The 16,930-nt window shown below is 56.8% G+C and carries 16 protein-coding genes; 4 read left to right on the forward strand and 12 right to left on the reverse strand.

Annotation, left to right across the window (positions count from 1 at the left end; all coding sequences use genetic code 11):
• Positions 1–2: 2 nt before the first annotated feature.
• From livJ to ftsY, 6 genes are all read right to left on the reverse strand, one after another.
• Positions 3–1,103, reverse strand: coding sequence for a branched chain amino acid ABC transporter substrate-binding protein LivJ (gene livJ / locus DOU50_RS20305; RefSeq protein ID WP_024906694.1), 1,101 nt, complete (start codon positions 1,101–1,103; stop codon positions 3–5).
• Positions 1,104–1,300: 197 nt separating this feature from the next.
• Positions 1,301–2,566 carry a 4-aminobutyrate--2-oxoglutarate transaminase gene (locus tag DOU50_RS20310; RefSeq protein ID WP_148770052.1) on the reverse strand — a complete coding sequence of 422 codons (1,266 nt, stop codon included), beginning with the start codon at positions 2,564–2,566 and terminating at the stop codon, positions 1,301–1,303.
• Positions 2,567–2,702: 136 nt separating this feature from the next.
• Positions 2,703–3,560 carry an RNA polymerase sigma factor RpoH gene (gene rpoH, locus DOU50_RS20315; protein ID WP_024906692.1) on the reverse strand — a complete coding sequence of 286 codons (858 nt, stop codon included), beginning with the start codon at positions 3,558–3,560 and terminating at the stop codon, positions 2,703–2,705.
• Positions 3,561–3,811: 251 nt separating this feature from the next.
• Positions 3,812–4,867 (reverse strand): permease-like cell division protein FtsX, encoded by a 1,056-nt coding sequence (gene ftsX / locus DOU50_RS20320; protein ID WP_024906691.1) that lies wholly within the window; start codon positions 4,865–4,867, stop codon positions 3,812–3,814.
• Positions 4,854–5,525, reverse strand: coding sequence for a cell division ATP-binding protein FtsE (ftsE, locus tag DOU50_RS20325; RefSeq protein ID WP_023310016.1), 672 nt, complete (start codon positions 5,523–5,525; stop codon positions 4,854–4,856). Before ftsE ends, ftsX begins: the two co-directional genes overlap by 14 nt.
• A 2-nt stretch (positions 5,526–5,527) precedes the next feature.
• Positions 5,528–6,988: a signal recognition particle-docking protein FtsY gene (ftsY, locus tag DOU50_RS20330; RefSeq protein WP_148770054.1), complete on the reverse strand. Its 1,461-nt coding sequence runs from the start codon at positions 6,986–6,988 to the stop codon at positions 5,528–5,530.
• Positions 6,989–7,115: 127 nt separating this feature from the next.
• Here ftsY and rsmD point away from each other — a divergent pair, with 127 nt between their 5' ends.
• Positions 7,116–7,718 carry a 16S rRNA (guanine(966)-N(2))-methyltransferase gene (gene rsmD / locus DOU50_RS20335; RefSeq protein WP_048990594.1) on the forward strand — a complete coding sequence of 201 codons (603 nt, stop codon included), beginning with the start codon at positions 7,116–7,118 and terminating at the stop codon, positions 7,716–7,718.
• Complete coding sequence (locus tag DOU50_RS20340) at positions 7,702–7,983, forward strand: DUF1145 family protein (protein WP_090420791.1); 282 nt, start codon at positions 7,702–7,704, stop codon at positions 7,981–7,983. The genes rsmD and DOU50_RS20340 overlap by 17 nt, the downstream gene beginning before the upstream one ends.
• A gap of 60 nt (positions 7,984–8,043) precedes the next feature.
• On the opposite strand, the gene DOU50_RS20345 is transcribed toward DOU50_RS20340, so the two are convergent.
• Positions 8,044–8,400: a DUF2500 domain-containing protein gene (locus DOU50_RS20345; RefSeq protein ID WP_061716152.1), complete on the reverse strand. Its 357-nt coding sequence runs from the start codon at positions 8,398–8,400 to the stop codon at positions 8,044–8,046.
• Positions 8,401–8,529: 129 nt separating this feature from the next.
• On the opposite strand from DOU50_RS20345, the gene DOU50_RS20350 reads away from it, so the two are divergent.
• Both DOU50_RS20350 and zntA read left to right on the forward strand, forming a co-directional pair.
• Positions 8,530–9,156 carry a lysoplasmalogenase gene (locus tag DOU50_RS20350; RefSeq protein ID WP_024906687.1) on the forward strand — a complete coding sequence of 209 codons (627 nt, stop codon included), beginning with the start codon at positions 8,530–8,532 and terminating at the stop codon, positions 9,154–9,156.
• Positions 9,157–9,232: 76 nt separating this feature from the next.
• Positions 9,233–11,404 (forward strand): Zn(II)/Cd(II)/Pb(II) translocating P-type ATPase ZntA, encoded by a 2,172-nt coding sequence (zntA, locus tag DOU50_RS20355; protein WP_148770056.1) that lies wholly within the window; start codon positions 9,233–9,235, stop codon positions 11,402–11,404.
• 89 nt (positions 11,405–11,493) lie between these two features.
• Here zntA and ubiA read toward each other — a convergent pair whose 3' ends face one another.
• From ubiA to malK, 5 genes are all read right to left on the reverse strand, one after another.
• The gene (ubiA, locus tag DOU50_RS20360) at positions 11,494–12,363 is read right to left on the reverse strand and encodes a 4-hydroxybenzoate octaprenyltransferase (RefSeq protein ID WP_024906685.1); all 870 of its coding nucleotides are present in this window, start codon (positions 12,361–12,363) and stop codon (positions 11,494–11,496) included.
• A 12-nt stretch (positions 12,364–12,375) separates the two neighbouring features.
• Positions 12,376–12,873 carry a chorismate lyase gene (ubiC, locus tag DOU50_RS20365; protein ID WP_024906684.1) on the reverse strand — a complete coding sequence of 166 codons (498 nt, stop codon included), beginning with the start codon at positions 12,871–12,873 and terminating at the stop codon, positions 12,376–12,378.
• 180 nt (positions 12,874–13,053) lie between these two features.
• Entirely contained in the window at positions 13,054–14,007 is a 954-nt protein-coding gene (gene malM, locus DOU50_RS20370) for a maltose operon protein MalM (RefSeq protein WP_024906683.1), read from the reverse strand.
• Between the two features lie 112 nt (positions 14,008–14,119).
• Positions 14,120–15,475 carry a maltoporin gene (locus DOU50_RS20375; RefSeq protein WP_024906682.1) on the reverse strand — a complete coding sequence of 452 codons (1,356 nt, stop codon included), beginning with the start codon at positions 15,473–15,475 and terminating at the stop codon, positions 14,120–14,122.
• A gap of 71 nt (positions 15,476–15,546) precedes the next feature.
• Positions 15,547–16,656, reverse strand: coding sequence for a maltose/maltodextrin ABC transporter ATP-binding protein MalK (malK, locus tag DOU50_RS20380; RefSeq protein WP_023310005.1), 1,110 nt, complete (start codon positions 16,654–16,656; stop codon positions 15,547–15,549).
• Positions 16,657–16,930 lie beyond the last annotated feature (274 nt).

Raw genomic sequence — 16,930 nt, forward strand, 5'->3', positions numbered from 1 at the left:
AATTATTTGGCGTCAGTAGCAGTCCCGTTAGCATGCCAGTCAAACACGCCGAACTCGAAGCCCTTCAGGTCGCCCTTCGCGTCCCAGGAGAGTGGCCCCATGACGGTCTGGACCGTGTTCGCTTTCAGCCAGGTGGCAATCTCAGCCGGTTCGGCTGACTGGTTCAGGCCCGCCTGCAGAGACTGCAGCGCCGCATAGGTGGTCCAGACGAACGCGCCGCTTGGATCCTGTTTCTTCGCCTTGATGGCATCTACGATAGGTTTGTTCGCTGGCACCTGGTCGTAGTTCTTCGGTTTGGTCACCAGCAGGCCTTCGGCTGATTCACCTGCAATGTTGGACAGGGAAACGTTCGCCACGCCTTCCGGACCCATAAACTGGGTTTTCAGGCCCGCAGCGCGCGCCTGGCGCAGGATCTGCCCCATTTCCGGGTGGTAGCCACCGTAGTAAACGAAATCAATATTCTCTTTCTTCAGACGCGCCACCAGGGTGGAGAAGTCTTTCTCACCGGCGGTGATCCCGTCGAAGAACACCACGTCGGCATTGGCTTTCTTCAGGTTGTCCTGCACTGAACGCGCCAGACCTTCACCGTACTGCTGCTTGTCATGAACGATGGCAATACGCTTCGGCTTCACTTTTTCAACGATGTATTTCGCCGCGGTTGGGCCCTGGTCAGAGTCCAGGCCGGTGGTGCGCAGGGTCAGCTTGTAGCCACGCGCGGTCAGCTCCGGTGCGGTCGCCGCCGGAGTGATCATCAGGATACCTTCGTCTTCGTAGATATCAGACGCGGGTTGAGTAGAGGAAGAGCACAGGTGACCGATAACGTATTTGATCCCGTCGTTCACCACTTTGTTCGCGACCGCGACCGCTTGTTTCGGGTCGCAGGCATCATCATATTTTACGATCTGCAGTTTTTCGCCCTTAATACCACCTTTGGCATTAATGTCTGCAACCGCCTGTTCTGCGCCAGTAAACTCCTGGTCGCCGTACTGCGCTACCGGTCCGGACATGGCGCCAACCACAGCCACTTTAATGTCTGCCTGCGCCATGGTGCTGAATGCCAACGCGATACATCCTGCCAGTAACGCTTTACCCTTCATGTTCATCCTGAGATTCCCCATTATTATGGTTATTACGATTGTTGTGATGTTGTTGTGCAGCGCTTTATGTCAGTTATAGGTGTGCTGTTCGCGCTTTTTCAGCATACTCTGCTAAAACATACCCGATTTTTATGATTTTGGAATAGCTAATTTGAAATGAATATATGCCAGGCCCGGCAGGGATTTTCGCCGGGCATATGGCTTTAACGTGTCAGCGAGGCGGAGATAATGTCCAGCGCTTTACGGAACTGCACTTCGGGGATCGTCAGCGGATACAGGAAACGAATGACGTTGCCGTAGACGCCGCAGCTCAGAAGAAGCAGCCCTTCCTGCAACGCCCGCTCCTGCACCTGGCGGGTAAATTCCGGCGAAGGATGGCCCGTTTGCGGGTCGTTAAACTCAACCGCCACCATTGAGCCCTGGGCGCGAATATCCGCGATATACGGGCAGTGTTCCTTCGCCTTGTTCAGCACTTCCACCAGGTGATGGCCCAGATGCGCCGAGCGCGTGCAGAGATCTTCCTCATCAATCACGTCCAGTACGGCATGCGCCGCCGCAATCGCCAGCGGGTTACCTGCGTAGGTGCCACCCAGCCCGCCCGGCGCGGGCGCATCCATCACCTCAGCACGTCCCGACACCGCCGAGAGCGGCATCCCGCCCGCCAGGCTTTTCGCCATGGTGATCAGATCGGGCTTCACGCAGTGGTGTTCCATCGAGAACAGCTTGCCGGTGCGGGCGAAGCCGCTTTGCACCTCGTCGGCAATCAGCAGAATGCCGTGGGTATCGCACAGGGCGCGCAGCGCCTGCATAAAATCAGCAGGAGCGATGTTGAAACCGCCCTCCCCCTGAACCGGTTCGAGAATGATCGCCGCGACCTGGTCAGGAGCAATATCCGCTTTAAAGATACGTTCCAGGCTTTTCAACGCCTCAGCGGTGCTGACGCCGTGCAGTTCATTCGGATACTGCGCGTGATACACCGAGCCGGGGAAGGGCCCAAAGCCGAGCTTGTACGGCGCAACCTTGCCGGTCAGCGCCATGGTCATAAAGGTGCGGCCGTGGAACGCGCCGCCGAAAGTAATAAGGCCGGGACGTTTGGTGTACGCCCGGGCAATTTTGACCGCGTTTTCGACCGCCTCTGCTCCCGTTGAAAAGAACGCCGTTTTGGCAGGGCCTTCAACGGGCACGCGTTCGTTGATACGTTCGGCAAGCGCCACATAGCCTTCATACGGCACGATCTGATACGCCGTATGGGTAAAGGCGTGGAGTTGTTTTTCGATGGCGGAAATGACTTTGGGATGGCGATGGCCGGTATTCAGCACCGCGATACCGGCGGCGAAGTCGATGTACTCGTTGCCTTCCACGTCCCACACCGTGGCGTTTTCAGCTTTATCGGCATAGAAGTTACACATCACGCCGATGCCGCGCGGCGTCGCCTGTAAACGCCGGTCGTTCAGTTCGTTGTTTTTCACCCTGTCCCCCTGAGAAAGTCGCCTGCTTAGCGCATCAGTAAGTGTTTGCCAGGGGGAGGGAATTCGCCAGAGCGGGCGCTAAAAAAACAAAACCCCCGAATTTGCATTCGAGGGTTCTCGGTGTACTTCGCGGAAATTACGCTTCGATAGCGGCGCGAAGTTTTTTCATGGCGTTCTTTTCAAGCTGACGGACACGTTCCGCAGAGACGCCGTAGCGGTCGGCCAGCTCCTGCAGCGTGGACTTGTTGTCTTCGTCCAGCCAGCGGGCGCGGATAATATCCTGGCTACGTTCGTCGAGGCCTTCCATCGCATGGGTCAGCTTGTTCGCGGCCTGATCTTCCCAGTTATCCTCTTCGATGCCATCAGCAAAGTTAGAGGTTTTATCCTGCAGATACAGAACCGGTGCCATCGGCTGGCTGTCAGATGCGTCGTCGTCTGAGGACATATCAAAGGTCATGTCCTGCGCGGCCATACGGGATTCCATCTCACGCACGTCTTTGCTGGTTACGCCCAGCTCGCGCGCCACCATTTCCACTTCATCCTGATTGAACCAGCCCAGACGCTGCTTGGTTTTACGCAGGTTAAAGAACAGTTTGCGCTGCGCTTTTGTCGTGGCGACTTTCACGATACGCCAGTTGCGCAGCACGTATTCGTGAATTTCTGCTTTGATCCAGTGCACGGCGAAGGAGACCAGTCGCACACCCACTTCCGGGTTAAAGCGACGTACAGCCTTCATCAGACCGATGTTACCTTCCTGAATCAAGTCCGCCTGCGGCAGGCCGTAGCCCGCATAATTACGAGCAACGTGAACAACAAAGCGCAGGTGAGACAGGATCAGCGTCTTAGCTGCTTCCAGATCGCCCTGGTAATGCAGCTTTTCAGCAAGCTCCTTTTCTTCCTCGGCCGTTAACATCGGCCAGGTGTTCGCAGCCCGGATATAAGATTCCAGGTTACCAACAGGGGCTAAAGCTAAAGTTTGCATTTCTTTGGTCATTCATTCCTCTCAATGTTTCTTCTGGTCCAGGTCGTCCCCGTCAGGCAACAACCATGCCAAAGCGTTTGAGCAACGAGATTAGCATTCACTCTTTTATCAGACAGTGATTTTATCCACAAGTTCCAGGTGCAACGGTGAATAAATTACGCACAAAATGTGACATGGAGATGATAACAGGGGAAGAGACAACAGGGACGCTTTCCCTGCAGAGCGAACATCTCGGTGCAGGGAAAGATTATATCACGCTTTTATTAGTCGGGAGTAAAGTGACGTAAATGTTGAACGGTTGCCAACCAGGCTGCCACCCACCCAATCATCGAGCACACCAGCAGCAGTAACAGGCACTCATCGAAACCTAAGCCGCTGATATTAAACTTCGTTCCGAAAACCTGCGCCACTTCAGTCACGGCCGACGAAAGCCGCATCACCAAAATTTCTGACAATATCAGTGAAAGAAATGCGCCGGAAAAACCGAGCAGTGCACCACCGTAAAGGAACGGTCGGAGGATGAAGCCATCCGTCGCACCAATCAGTTTCTGCACGTTGATGGTATCGCGACGAGCAAAGATGCTCAGGCGAACGCTGTTACCAATGACGAGGAAGACCGCCGCCACCATCAGCACGCCAATCATCGCCGCGACGCGTCCTACCAGCCCGGTCAGGGCTGAGAGGCGCGCAAACCAGCTGTCATCCATGCGCACTTCATCAATGCCCTTAATGCGCGTGATGCGATCGCGCAGGGTGTTAAGCGAATCGGTCCCCTGGAAATCCAGCTTCGGGATCACCACCGCCACGGCGGGCAGCGGGTTCTCTTCGAGCATATCCAGCGCGCCGCCAAAGCCAGACCAGTTACGGAACTCGCCCAGCGCGTCTTCACGTGAGAGATAGTTGACCTTCTCCACGCCCTGCTCGGCCTGGATTTGCCCAACCACCTGCGCAGCGGCGTTATCGTCGAGCGCTTTATCCAGATAGACCGTGATCTGCGGGGACGGATAATACTGTGAAGCCGCCTGGTTGACGTTTTTATAGACCATATAGCAGACGCTTGGCAGCGTCAGGGAGATGGCAATCACCATCACCGTCAGGAACGTCGCCAGCGGTTTGCTTTTCAGGTCCTGCAGCGCGCCGTGGAAAGCGTAGCGTACCTGTTCGTTAAACACGTTGGTTTTACGGGAGGCCGGTTTTGTCGCGGCCTTCTGGCGCTTCGGCGCATTACGATTGCCGTCACCACCGCCCTGCGGCTTACGGAAACGGTCAAACCGGTTCCCGAACTGCCGAATCTGGTTTATTGCATCACGCTTGTTCACCGTGGCCTCCGTGCAAATGCCCGTCGCTCAGGGTCAGCATGCGGTACGAACGACGGGAAATGAGCCCGATATCGTGCGTCGCCATCAATACGGTGACCCCTACGCGGTTGAATTCCTCAAACAGACGCAAAATCCCTTCTGACAGGGCATCGTCCAGGTTACCGGTCGGTTCATCCGCCAGCAGCACGGCAGGCTTGTTCACCACCGCGCGGGCGATGCCCACGCGCTGCTGTTCACCGCCGGAGAGCTGGATCGGGAAGTTCTTCGCTTTGTCCAGCAGCCCGACCTTATCCAGCGCCGCAGAGACGCGACGGCGGATATCGTCATAGCTGGCGCCGGCAATAATCAGCGGAATGGCCACGTTATCGAAAACGGTGCGATCCATCAGCAGGTGGTGATCCTGGAAAATCATGCCGATCTGACGACGCAGGAACGGCACTTCGCGGTTTTTCAGGCGGCTGATCTCATGCCCGCCGAAAAAGATTTTCCCGGCGCTTGGCCGCTCGATCCCACAGATAAGCTTGAGCAGGGTACTTTTCCCCGCGCCGGAATGGCCGGTCAGGAATGCCATCTCGCCCGGCTGCAGGTGGAATGTCACCCCCTGCAGCGCTTGTCTCCCACCGAGATAGGCCTTGCTGACGTGTTCAAAGCGAATCATTGTTAGTCCTCTCGGGCAAATAATGCCTCAATAAAGTCGTCCGCCTTAAACGGACGCAAATCCTCAATACGCTCGCCCACACCGATGTAACGGATAGGAATGCCGAACTGGTCGGCCACGGAGAAGATCACCCCGCCTTTCGCGGTGCCGTCCAGCTTGGTCAGCGCGATCCCCGTCAGTCCTACCGCTTCAGTGAACAGCTTCGCCTGACTGATGGCGTTCTGTCCGGTGCTGGCGTCAATGGTCAGCATAATTTCATGCGGTGCGTCTTCGTCCAGCTTCTTCATGACGCGAACGATTTTCTTCAACTCTTCCATCAGGTGCGATTTGTTCTGCAAACGCCCTGCGGTATCGGCAATCAGCACGTCCACGTTGCGCGCCTTCGCCGCCTGAATGGCGTCGAAGATCACGGACGCGGAATCCGCGCCGGTATGCTGGGCAATCACCGGAATGTTGTTGCGCTGACCCCAAACCTGCAGCTGCTCAACCGCCGCCGCACGGAAGGTGTCGCCCGCCGCCAGCATCACCGATTTGCCCTGCTGCTCGAACTGACGCGCCAGCTTGCCGATGGTGGTGGTTTTACCCACGCCGTTCACGCCGACCATCAGAATAACAAATGGCGTTTTGCCTTCAATATTAAGCGGTTCGTCAACTTTTGCGAGAATTTCACCCATCTCGTCTTTCAGCAGGCCGTACAGCGCTTCGGCGTCGCGCAGCTGTTTGCGGCTCGCCCCTTCGGTCAGATTGGCGATGATCTTACGGGTGGTTTCCACGCCGACGTCCGCAATCAGCAGCTGTTCTTCCAGCTCTTCAAAGAGATCGTCGTCGATCTTCTTGCCGCGGAACAGACTGATAAATCCGGAACCTAAGTTTTCTTTGGTTTTGAGCAGGCTGCGCTTCAGGCGGGCGAAGAAACCTTCTTTGGTCGGTTTTTCCTGCTCCTGAACGATCTCTTCTTCCGGTTCTTCTTCCACCGGCACCACGATGACCGCTTCTTCAGCGGCTTCCGCCGCCAGCGCCTGGGCTTCAAGCTCTTCGTCGGTCAGTTCTGGCTCGAGCGCCGCTTCTTCTTCCACCGCCTCAACGATTTCAACGGTTTCCGCTTCGGCCTGCCACTCTTCGGCAGACACCTCTTCGGCTTTCACCTCTTCCGGCAGCGGCAGCTCTTCATGCTCGATAACGGCCTGCGGCGCTTCGGTAATGTCATCAACGACAACCGGTTCTGGCTTCTCGCTCTCCTGAACCTGTTCCGTGACCTCAACCACCTCTTCTGCAAAGGATTCAACCTCTTCTTTGCTGTGCGCCGTTTCTTCCGCGTCGACTACCGCGGCGGTTTCTACAGGCGTTTCAGGCGGTGACTGCTCTTCAACGGCTTGTTGCTCTTCGGTTTTCTGTTCTGTTTCTTGCTCTTTTTCACCGAAGCCCAGCCAGGAAAAGAAGCCACGTTTTTTTTGTTTTGCCATCTGCGACTACACTCCTCGCGGCGCTATATACATGGAAGCTAAAAAAATGATGAAATAGTCTAACACTTTACTTAATTGACATCACCGCCCGCAATCGCAGGCCAATTGTTAACAGAGCTTTCCTGAGATGAAGAAACCCAACCGCGCCCCGGCCGGTCAAATTCGTATTATCGGCGGTCAGTGGCGAGGCCGGAAATTACCGGTGCCGGACAGCCCCGGTTTACGCCCTACTACCGACCGCGTGCGCGAGACGCTGTTTAACTGGCTGGCCCCGTCAATGGTAGACGCCCACTGCCTGGACTGCTTCGCCGGAAGCGGCGCGCTCGGTCTGGAAGCGCTGTCGCGCTATGCCGCCAGCGCCACGCTGCTGGAGATGGAGCGCGGCGTAGCGCAGACGCTGCAGCAAAATCTGGCGACGCTGAAGGCGGGCAACGCCAAAGTCGTGAACACCAACACGCTGAGTTTTCTTGCGCAGAAAGGCACGCCGCATAACGTGGTGTTTGTCGACCCGCCGTTCCGTAAGGCGCTGCTGGAGGAGACGCTATCCCTGCTGGAGCAAAACGGCTGGCTGGCGGATGACGCGCTAATTTACGTTGAAAGCGAAGTGGAAAACGGTTTACCGCCGGTTCCCGCTCACTGGGATCTGCACCGTGAAAAAGTCGCGGGTCAGGTTGCTTATCGTCTGTATCACCGTCAGGCACAAGGAGGATCCGATGCCGGTACTGATTAATCTGGGACGTTTGCTGATGCTGGGCGTCTGGGCGTTTTTGATTCTGAATCTGGTGCACCCGTTCCCGCGCCCGATGAACATTTTCGTTAACGTCGCGCTGATTTTCACGTCGTTTATGCACGCCCTGCAGATGGTGATGCTGAAAAACGGCCTGCCGAAAGACGGCCCGCAGATGACGGGCTGGCAGCAGCTGCGCGTGTTTATCTTCGGCGTATTTGAGCTGCTGGTGTGGATGAAGAAATTTAAGGCGCAGGCGAAGAAATAAGGTGCGGGCTGATGCCCTCACCCTACCCCTCTCCCACAGGGAGAGGGAACCGTTCGTGCATTATTCCGTACTGAACCCTTCAAATCGCGACCCTTTGTAGCTCAGCGTTCCTTTCTCTCCCACTGTCAGCTGATGGTACTGCTGCGCCTCCAGGCGGAAGGTCATCTCCAGGCCGCCCGTTTCCGGCTTAAAGCTCGCTTCATAGCGCATTGTTGTGCCCGCAGGCGTCACCTGCTGCTGGCGTGAGCGGCGGTCATTGAGCGGTTTCTCGCGTTTGTTGGTCACCACCACGCGCTTTTGCATCAGGGGTGCGGCATCGTTATCCGCCTTCTCGCGGCGCTGCTGTACGAAGCGGAACGAGGCGGCAATGACGATAATCGCCACCACGATAATGAAAAACAGCGGCATCTTGCTCATTCTACAATCCCATCAGATTATGCGGAATTCAGGATACCCTGCCTTCCCCGCCATTGCCAAACGCCCGCCCGCGTCACTACACTGGATCAGAAACTGATTATTCAGACTTAACAGATACAGGGAGTTAATATGCTTTGGTCATTTATCGCTGTCTGTTTTTCCGCATGGCTTTATGTCGATGCGTCGTACCGCGGTCCCACCTGGCAGCGCTGGTTGTTTAAACCGGTCACGCTGTTGCTCCTGCTGCTGCTGGCCTGGCAAGCGCCGATGTTCAACGCCGTCAGCTATCTGGTGCTCGCCGGGCTGTGTGCGTCCCTGATAGGCGATGCGCTGACTCTGCTCCCCCGTCAGCGCCTGCTCTATGCCGTCGGCGCGTTCTTCCTGTCGCATCTGCTTTACACCATCTACTTTGCCAGCCAGATGACGCTCTCCTTCTTCTGGCCGCTGCCGCTGGTGCTGCTGGTGATTGGCGCGCTGCTGATTGCGGTGATCTGGTCACGTCTGGAAGAGATGCGTTTGCCGGTCTGCACGTTTATCGCCATGACCCTGGTAATGGTGTGGCTGGCGGGCGAGCTGTGGTTCTTCCGTCCGACCGCTCCAGCGATGTCCGCGTTCTTCGGTGCCGCGCTGCTGCTGATCGGGAATGTCGTGTGGCTGGGCAGCCACTATCGTCGCCGCTTCCGTGCGGATAACGCGATTGCCGCCGCCTGCTACTTTGCCGGGCACTTCCTGATCGTGCGTTCGCTGTATATTTAAATAAGTCTTGACTCTGGAGTCGACTCCAGAGTGTATGCTGCGGTTAATGAGAAAATTATCATTACCGGAGACTGCCATGTCGACTCCAGAAACATCTAAAAAAGTTCCACAATTCTCGGCACTTAAGCTCAGCCCGGTTCCGTCGAAAGACGACTGCTGCTGTGAAGGCGTGTGCGAAACGCAAACACAATCCCTTCCGGAAAGCGGAAATCGCTACAGCTGGGTCGTTAACGGCATGGACTGCGCCGCCTGCGCGCGCAAAGTGGAAAACGCCGTCAAACAAGTGCCGGGCGTGAGTCACGTTCAGGTGCTGTTCGCCACTGAAAAGCTGCTGGTTAGCGCCGATAACGACGTCAGCAAACAGGTGGAAGCCGCCGTCAGCAAGGCGGGCTATACCCTGCGTAGCGAAACGGCGCCCGCTGAAAAAGCCTCTTCCCTGAAAGAAAACCTGCCGCTCATTACCCTCATCATCATGATGGCCCTGAGCTGGGGGCTGGAACAGTTCAACCACCCGTTCGGCAACCTGGCGTTTATCGCCACCACGCTGGTCGGGCTGTTCCCGATTGCCCGTCAGGCGCTGCGCCTGATGAAAAGCGGCAGCTGGTTTGCCATCGAAACGCTGATGAGCGTGGCGGCTATCGGCGCGCTGTTTATTGGCGCAACGGCAGAAGCGGCGATGGTGCTGCTGCTGTTCTTAATTGGCGAACGTCTTGAAGGCTGGGCAGCGAGCCGGGCGCGTAAAGGGGTCAGCGCGCTGATGGCGCTGAAGCCGGAAACCGCCACGCGCGTGATAAACGGCATGCGTGAAACGGTCGCCATCAATACGCTGCGCCCGGGCGACGTGATTGAAGTCGCGGCAGGCGGACGCTTGCCTGCAGACGGTGCGCTGCTTACCGCCACCGCGAGCTTTGATGAAAGCGCCCTGACCGGCGAGTCCATTCCGGTTGAACGTGAGGCGGGTGAAAAAGTGCCTGCGGGTGCCACTAGCGTCGACCGTCTGGTACAGCTCACCGTGCTTTCCGAGCCGGGCGACAGCGCCATCGACCGTATCCTGAAGCTGATTGAAGAGGCCGAAGAGCGCCGCGCGCCGGTCGAACGCTTCATTGACCGCTTCAGCCGGATCTACACGCCCGCCATTATGCTGGTGGCCCTGCTGGTCACCGTCGTCCCACCGCTGTTCTTTGGCGCGCCGTGGGAGGGCTGGATTTATAAAGGGCTGACGCTATTGCTGATCGGCTGTCCGTGCGCGCTGGTGATTTCCACCCCGGCGGCCATTACCTCCGGGCTGGCGGCTGCGGCACGTCGCGGGGCGCTGATTAAGGGCGGCGCGGCGCTGGAGCAGCTGAGCCAGGTTCAGCAAATCGCGTTCGATAAAACCGGTACGCTGACCGTCGGCAAACCGCAGGTGACCGGCGTATATCCGCAGGATATCGGTGAAGATGAACTGCTGACCCTGGCCGCCGCCGTTGAACAGGGCTCCACTCACCCGCTGGCGCAGGCGATTGTGCGTGAAGCGCAGTCGCGCGGGCTGAACATCCCTCCGGCAACCGCCCAGCGGGCGCTGGTCGGGTCAGGGATTGAGGCCACCGTTGACGGTAAAAAGGTACTGATTGTCGCGGCTGGCAAGTCTTCTACTCCAGAGGTGGAGGCGTTAGAACAAACCGGACAAACTGTTGTGAGCGTGATGCAGGACGGCGTCGCAAAAGGGATGCTGGCGCTGCGCGACACCCTCCGCGATGACGCAAAAGAAGCTGTGGTGGCGCTACATCAGCTGGGCGTGAAGGGCGTGATTCTCACCGGTGATAACCCTCGCGCGGCGGCAGCAATTGCGGGTGAGCTGGGGCTGGCGTTTAAAGCCGGATTGCTGCCTGCGGATAAGGTCAGCGCGGTAACGGAGCTGAACGCTCAGACGCCGCTGGCGATGGTCGGTGACGGGATTAACGATGCTCCGGCGATGAAAGCGTCCACCATTGGTATTGCGATGGGCAGCGGGACCGACGTGGCGCTGGAAACGGCTGACGCGGCATTGACCCACAACCGCCTGACCGGGCTGGCGCAGATGATCGATCTTGCGCGCGCGACGCGGGCCAATATCCGTCAGAACATCGGTATCGCGCTGGGGTTGAAGGGGATTTTCCTGGTGACCACGCTGCTTGGCATGACCGGGCTGTGGCTGGCGGTACTGGCGGATACCGGGGCAACGGTGCTGGTGACGGCGAACGCGCTCAGGTTGTTGCGTCGCCGGTAAAAAAACGCCCGGTGGCGCTGACGCTTACCGGGCCTACATATCCTGCTAAACCGTAGGCCGGGTAAGGCGAAGCCGCCACCCGGCTTTTTTTATATGAAGTAGCTCATCGCCAGGCCTAAAAACAGCACCAGACCGACGTAGTTATTGTTCATAAACGCTTTGAAGCATGCGTCGCGTTCGCGCTTCGCAATCAGCTTTTGCTGGTACGCAAACAGCAGTCCCGCCACCAGCACTGACCAGTAGAACTCCCAGTTCAGCCCGTTCAGGCGACCAATCGCCACCATCAGCGCCAGTACCGCAACCTGCAGGATACCGATGATCAGCTTGTCCTGACGGCCAAAGAGGATGGCGGTTGATTTGATGCCAATTTTCAGGTCATCGTCGCGGTCAACCATCGCGTACTGGGTGTCATACGCCACGGCCCAGAGAATATTCGCCAGGAACATCAGCCAGCAGCTGAGCGGTAAGGACTCACTAACCGCCGCAAACGCCATCGGAATCGACCAGCCAAACGCCGCCCCCAGCACCACCTGCGGCAGATGGGTGTAGCGCTTCATAAACGGATACACCCAGGCCAGGGCCAGCGCCGCAACGGAAAGCAGGATGGTCATGGTGTTGAGGGTTAACACCAGCAGGAAAGAGAGCAGCACCAGAACAATAAACAGCACGCGGGCTTCTTTCCCGGTCACCTGCCCGCTGGGTAACGGACGACCGGCAGTACGCTTAACATGACCATCGAATTTACGATCGGCATAGTCATTCACCACGCAGCCCGCCGCACGCATCAGCCAGACGCCGGCAACGAATACGCCAAGGATCCACAGCGGCGGCACGCCCGGCGTGGCGAGCCACAGCGCCCAGAGGGTCGGCCACAGCAACAGTAACGCGCCAATGGGTTTATCGGTACGCATTAAGCGGTGATACGCCAGCAGCTTATTCTGCGTCAGGCTCCACTCCATTTTTTCTTCCTCTTAGTACAACGGTGATGCCGGTAAAAAAAGCTCCGTCAGAATTAACGGTTTACCGCTCAGGCGAAGGCGGGAACGACGCCCCCAGAGTTCGGCATCACGACCAATCTCAATAAAATCCCGGGTAAGCTCAGACGAGGTGAAAAGGTAACGCCCCAGCGGCGTTTTCCCCAGACGTTGCAGCGCCAGTTCTGGCCCGGAAAGGGTGGACTCGGGCACCACCGTCCGCCCGGCAAGCCACGGCTCGCCATCGGCACAAAGTAAAATTTCACGCAGCCAGTAACGTGGCTCTTGCGGCAGCAGCGGCAGCTCGCTGGCAATCTCATCGCCAGAGACAAACCCTTCCTGAATCAGGGTCACCGTAACCGTTTTACCCTGCTGCTCAAAACGTTTCGTCATGGAATCTTCCAGCAGCAACCAGTCCAGTTGCTGCGGTTCAAGCGCAGGTATTTGGTCGAAATAGCGCAGCGCACGCAGTTGCGTTAGCGCAGGGTGTGACATGCCAGACTCTCCGATACATAACGTAATGGCATTGTATCGCAGAAACACGGATTGAGGGGGGCCAAACGTTATTTAACGATCACGATCGCAACAAGAGTGCAACAGCCCGGCGGAGACGAAAAAAAGTGCGCCCACTCAGGCGCACCAAACAACTAACAAATCAGCACTGCGGGGAAACGGTTACCCCTTGCCTTTTACACTGCTGATAAAGGTGGAACGGGCAGTGGTTGAACCTAAACGTTCGGCTTCATCAAGCAGTTTCAGCGCTTTATCGACATCGCCGCGCTTCACCGCCTGCTTAATGGCGTTGTTGAAGTATTCTTCGGTGTCGTTCAGTACCGGCTCCGCTTTCTTCGTCGGGGCCGGTGCTGCGGTCGCTACCGGTGCGGCTGCCGTGGCAGCTGGCGCGGTATAGGCAGGCGCAGCGGTGTTGCCTACGGTGACAGGTCCGGTACCGGAGGAGCCAAACAGCGGGCCGACCAGGACGCTGGACGCACTATTGGTAGACACTTTCAGCTTCACAAGACCGTCAGTGGTGTGGCGGGCGATTGGGTCCGGGATATCCGGCACGGCGTTACCTACGCCTTTGGCATAGGCCTTAGCGGGATCAAGCAGCGTAGTGGTTTGCTGCAAATCTTTTTCCGTGGTGAAGACGAGTACATAAATTTTCTGCTGACCCAGCGCAGGCGTCAGGCGCATTACCCCTTCGAGGCGGTCTGCGCTCATGACACCAGGCTCCTGATAGGTAAAGTATTCGCTAGGGAAGAACGCAGAAGGCGTCATGTTCTGGTCAAGAATGAGCACGTTCGGTGCAAAAACGCTGGTCTGCTTGTTAACTTCACTTGTGAGCGTCAACGTCAGTTCGCCAATGTTTGCAGGCACACTGTATGCAACCACCGGACCACTGATGCCCGGAACATTAAGTGGTTGCCCCCCCGTCGAGAGCTGGGTCGTTTGGGCTTTAGATTGATCGACAGGCGTCCAGACCAGCTGTTGCAACGCAGCGGCCGGAATGGCCGGCGCGGATGTTGTGTTTTGCGGAACGAAATTCACATTAGCGAGCGTTACTGCTGGCGCGCTTGCCAGCAGCCCTGCGGATAAACAAAGAGCAAGGAGAGTTTTGTTCATTTTCATTGTTATCACCTCAAAATGCACAGGTCAGCGGTAGCCAGGCAATAGCGCGCCGTCCCAAGGATTGAGGGGCTTGCGCCCCTCAGTTTGGTCATTACGTCAGGTTAAGACGGGATTACCACCAGATTTCCATCTGGGCGCCGAAGGACCACTCATCGCTGTCACCACGGCTAGTGGTGGTGAAGCCGGAGTTATTGTCGGCTGCGTATTTCAGGACCTTATCGCCGTTTTTGATGTAACCCCAGTTCTCATCCCACTTGGCATAAGTTGCAAAGATACGCAGCGCCGGACGAGACCAAATGCTGTCACCAGCCTGCCACTGTTGTGCCAGGGTAATTTTGTACTGATTGTTACGATCGCCAGTCTGCTGAGACTTGACGTTGTCGTAACCGACTTCAAGCAGGGTACTCATGATTGGCGTCCACTTGTACATTGGACGAACGCCCACGGTCCACCAGTCGGTACCCAGGTCGTTATCAAGATCCAGTTTCTGGTACATACCGACGTACATCAGATCCCATTTATCGCCGAGGGAGATGGCACCGTGATCCAGCACGCGCCACAGCTTACCGTTGTTGTTGATGTAGTCATCAACATAGTGGGTGACCGAGCCATCGTCATTTTTAATATCGAAGGTCGAACCGTAGGAACCTTGTGAAAGGCCTTTACCCTGAGTGGTCATCGCATCCGTTGCATACTGAACAACGAACTTGTTATAGCCCTTCAGCATGCTCTGGGTGTGTTCAGCGGTGAACATCCAGCCGTCTTTCGACGCGCCGTCTGCATAGCTGTAACCATCAGTTTTATTGGAACGTCCATAGTCGACGCCCAGTTCCAGAGTACCGTTCGGGTTGGTCTCCAGCCCCGCCAGACGCATGTCAAACACGTCGTTCGCCGTATCTTTCGATTTGTCATAGATATTCTGGCTGCTAAAGGTGTAGGAACCACCCGCTTCCTGAGAACGGGTCGCTGCCAGAGACAGTTTACCGAAGCCCAGATCGACGTTTTCGATACCCGCACCAGGACCAGAAATATCCCAGTAGTAGAAGTCGATCATGTGGACGTCATGACGCTGATAGAAGCGCTTACCGGCCCAGATAGTCGAACCTGGCAGCCATTCAATCAGGTTTTTTCCCTGCACGTTGGCTTCACGGAACGCCGGGTTAGTGGCTTCCCAGTCGTTCTGCTGCCCCACGGAGTATGCTACGTTGGTGTCGAAGTAGAAGCTCTTATCACCTTCTTTCCATACTTCCTGGCCCAGCTTCAGTTCCGCATAGGTTTCACATTCGTTACCCAGACGGTATTTACTTTGAGCACCGGTTGCCTGGAAGCACTGTTGTTCGCCGCCACTCCCCGTCCAGCCGATACCGGAACGAGCATAACCATGGAAATCCACGGCCATTGCCTGAGCAGACATTACGCCCGCTGCGACGGCAACTGCCAGAGGAAGTTTGCGCAGAGTAATCATCATTCTATCTCCTGAGATCATTGCTTTTCTTTGAACACTTCACCTGTCGGTTTCGTGTCTTCTTTTGGGATTGCTTAAACGCCTGGCTCTTTGTGCAACCGACGACATGCAGTGCCATCCTCACGGAACAGATGGCAACGCTCTGGCGGCAAGCCGATAGCGAATGTGGCACCCTCTTCTACCAACACCACGTCGTTCTGGCGGTAGACCAGGTTCTGACGGATGGCGGGGATCTGGATATGAATCTGTGTTTCGTGACCAAGCTGTTCGACGACCTGAACGTCACCTTCCAGGGTCACATCGGCGATGTGGCTCGGCAGCAGGTGCTCAGGACGAATACCGAGGGACATGTTTGCCCCGACCTGTACGTTGGCGCTGTCGACCGGCAGCCAGACCTGCTGGCGGTTTGGCAGCTCCACCTGTACCTGTTCAATCGCGGTCGCGGTCACTTTGACGGGCAGGAAGTTCATCTTTGGCGAGCCAATAAAGCCTGCAACAAAGCGGTCTGCCGGGTAGTGATACAGCTCCAGCGGTTTGCCCACCTGCGCCACGCGACCGGCATCCAGCACCACGATTTTGTCGGCGAGGGTCATCGCTTCGACCTGATCGTGGGTGACGTAAATCATCGTGCGGCCAAGACGCTTGTGCAGACGGGAGATTTCGATACGCATCTGGACGCGCAGGGCGGCATCCAGGTTAGAGAGAGGTTCATCGAGCAGGAACACGCGCGGTTCGGCCACCAGCGTACGGCCAATCGCCACACGCTGACGCTGGCCACCGGAGAGCGCTTTCGGCTTACGCTCCAGCAGGTGCGCCAGCTGTAACACTTCCGCCACCTGCGTCACGCGCTGGTTAATAACCTCTTTCTTCGCGCCGGCCAGCTTCAGGCCAAAGGACATGTTCTCGGCAACGGAAAGATGGGGATAGAGAGCATAAGACTGGAACACCATACCGACGCCACGTTCGGCAGGTGGGATGTCGTTCATTCGGGTATCACCGATCAGCAGGTCGCCGCTGGTGATGGTTTCAAGACCGGCAATCATACGCAGCAGAGTAGATTTACCACAGCCTGATGGGCCAACAAACACCACGAATTCGCCTTCGTTGATGTCCAGATTGATGTCTTTCGACACCACAACGTCACCCCAGGCTTTCGTTACATTACGCAGCTGTACGCTCGCCATGCCCTTCTCCCTTCGTTACAACCTGTCACCGACAGAAACATTCAAGATAAGTTCACTATGGGGTATCCATTACTTTCCCGAATCCTCCACCCCCCGCCTTTTTTATGGGGGAGGAGGCGGGAGGATGAGGGAGCAGGCTCTGCGACCGCTGCGGGAGGGCTGAGGCAAAATTCGTGAAGCCGCCTGCAAAATTCGGTGGGTTTTTATGTGCGCCAGCACTCATAACTTAAATTTATGCAACGGAGATCACACAAACCGGGGGTGGGGCGTAGGG

Source organism: Enterobacter sp. C6 (genome assembly GCF_008122455.1).
GTDB classification, from domain to species: domain Bacteria; phylum Pseudomonadota; class Gammaproteobacteria; order Enterobacterales; family Enterobacteriaceae; genus Enterobacter; species Enterobacter pseudoroggenkampii.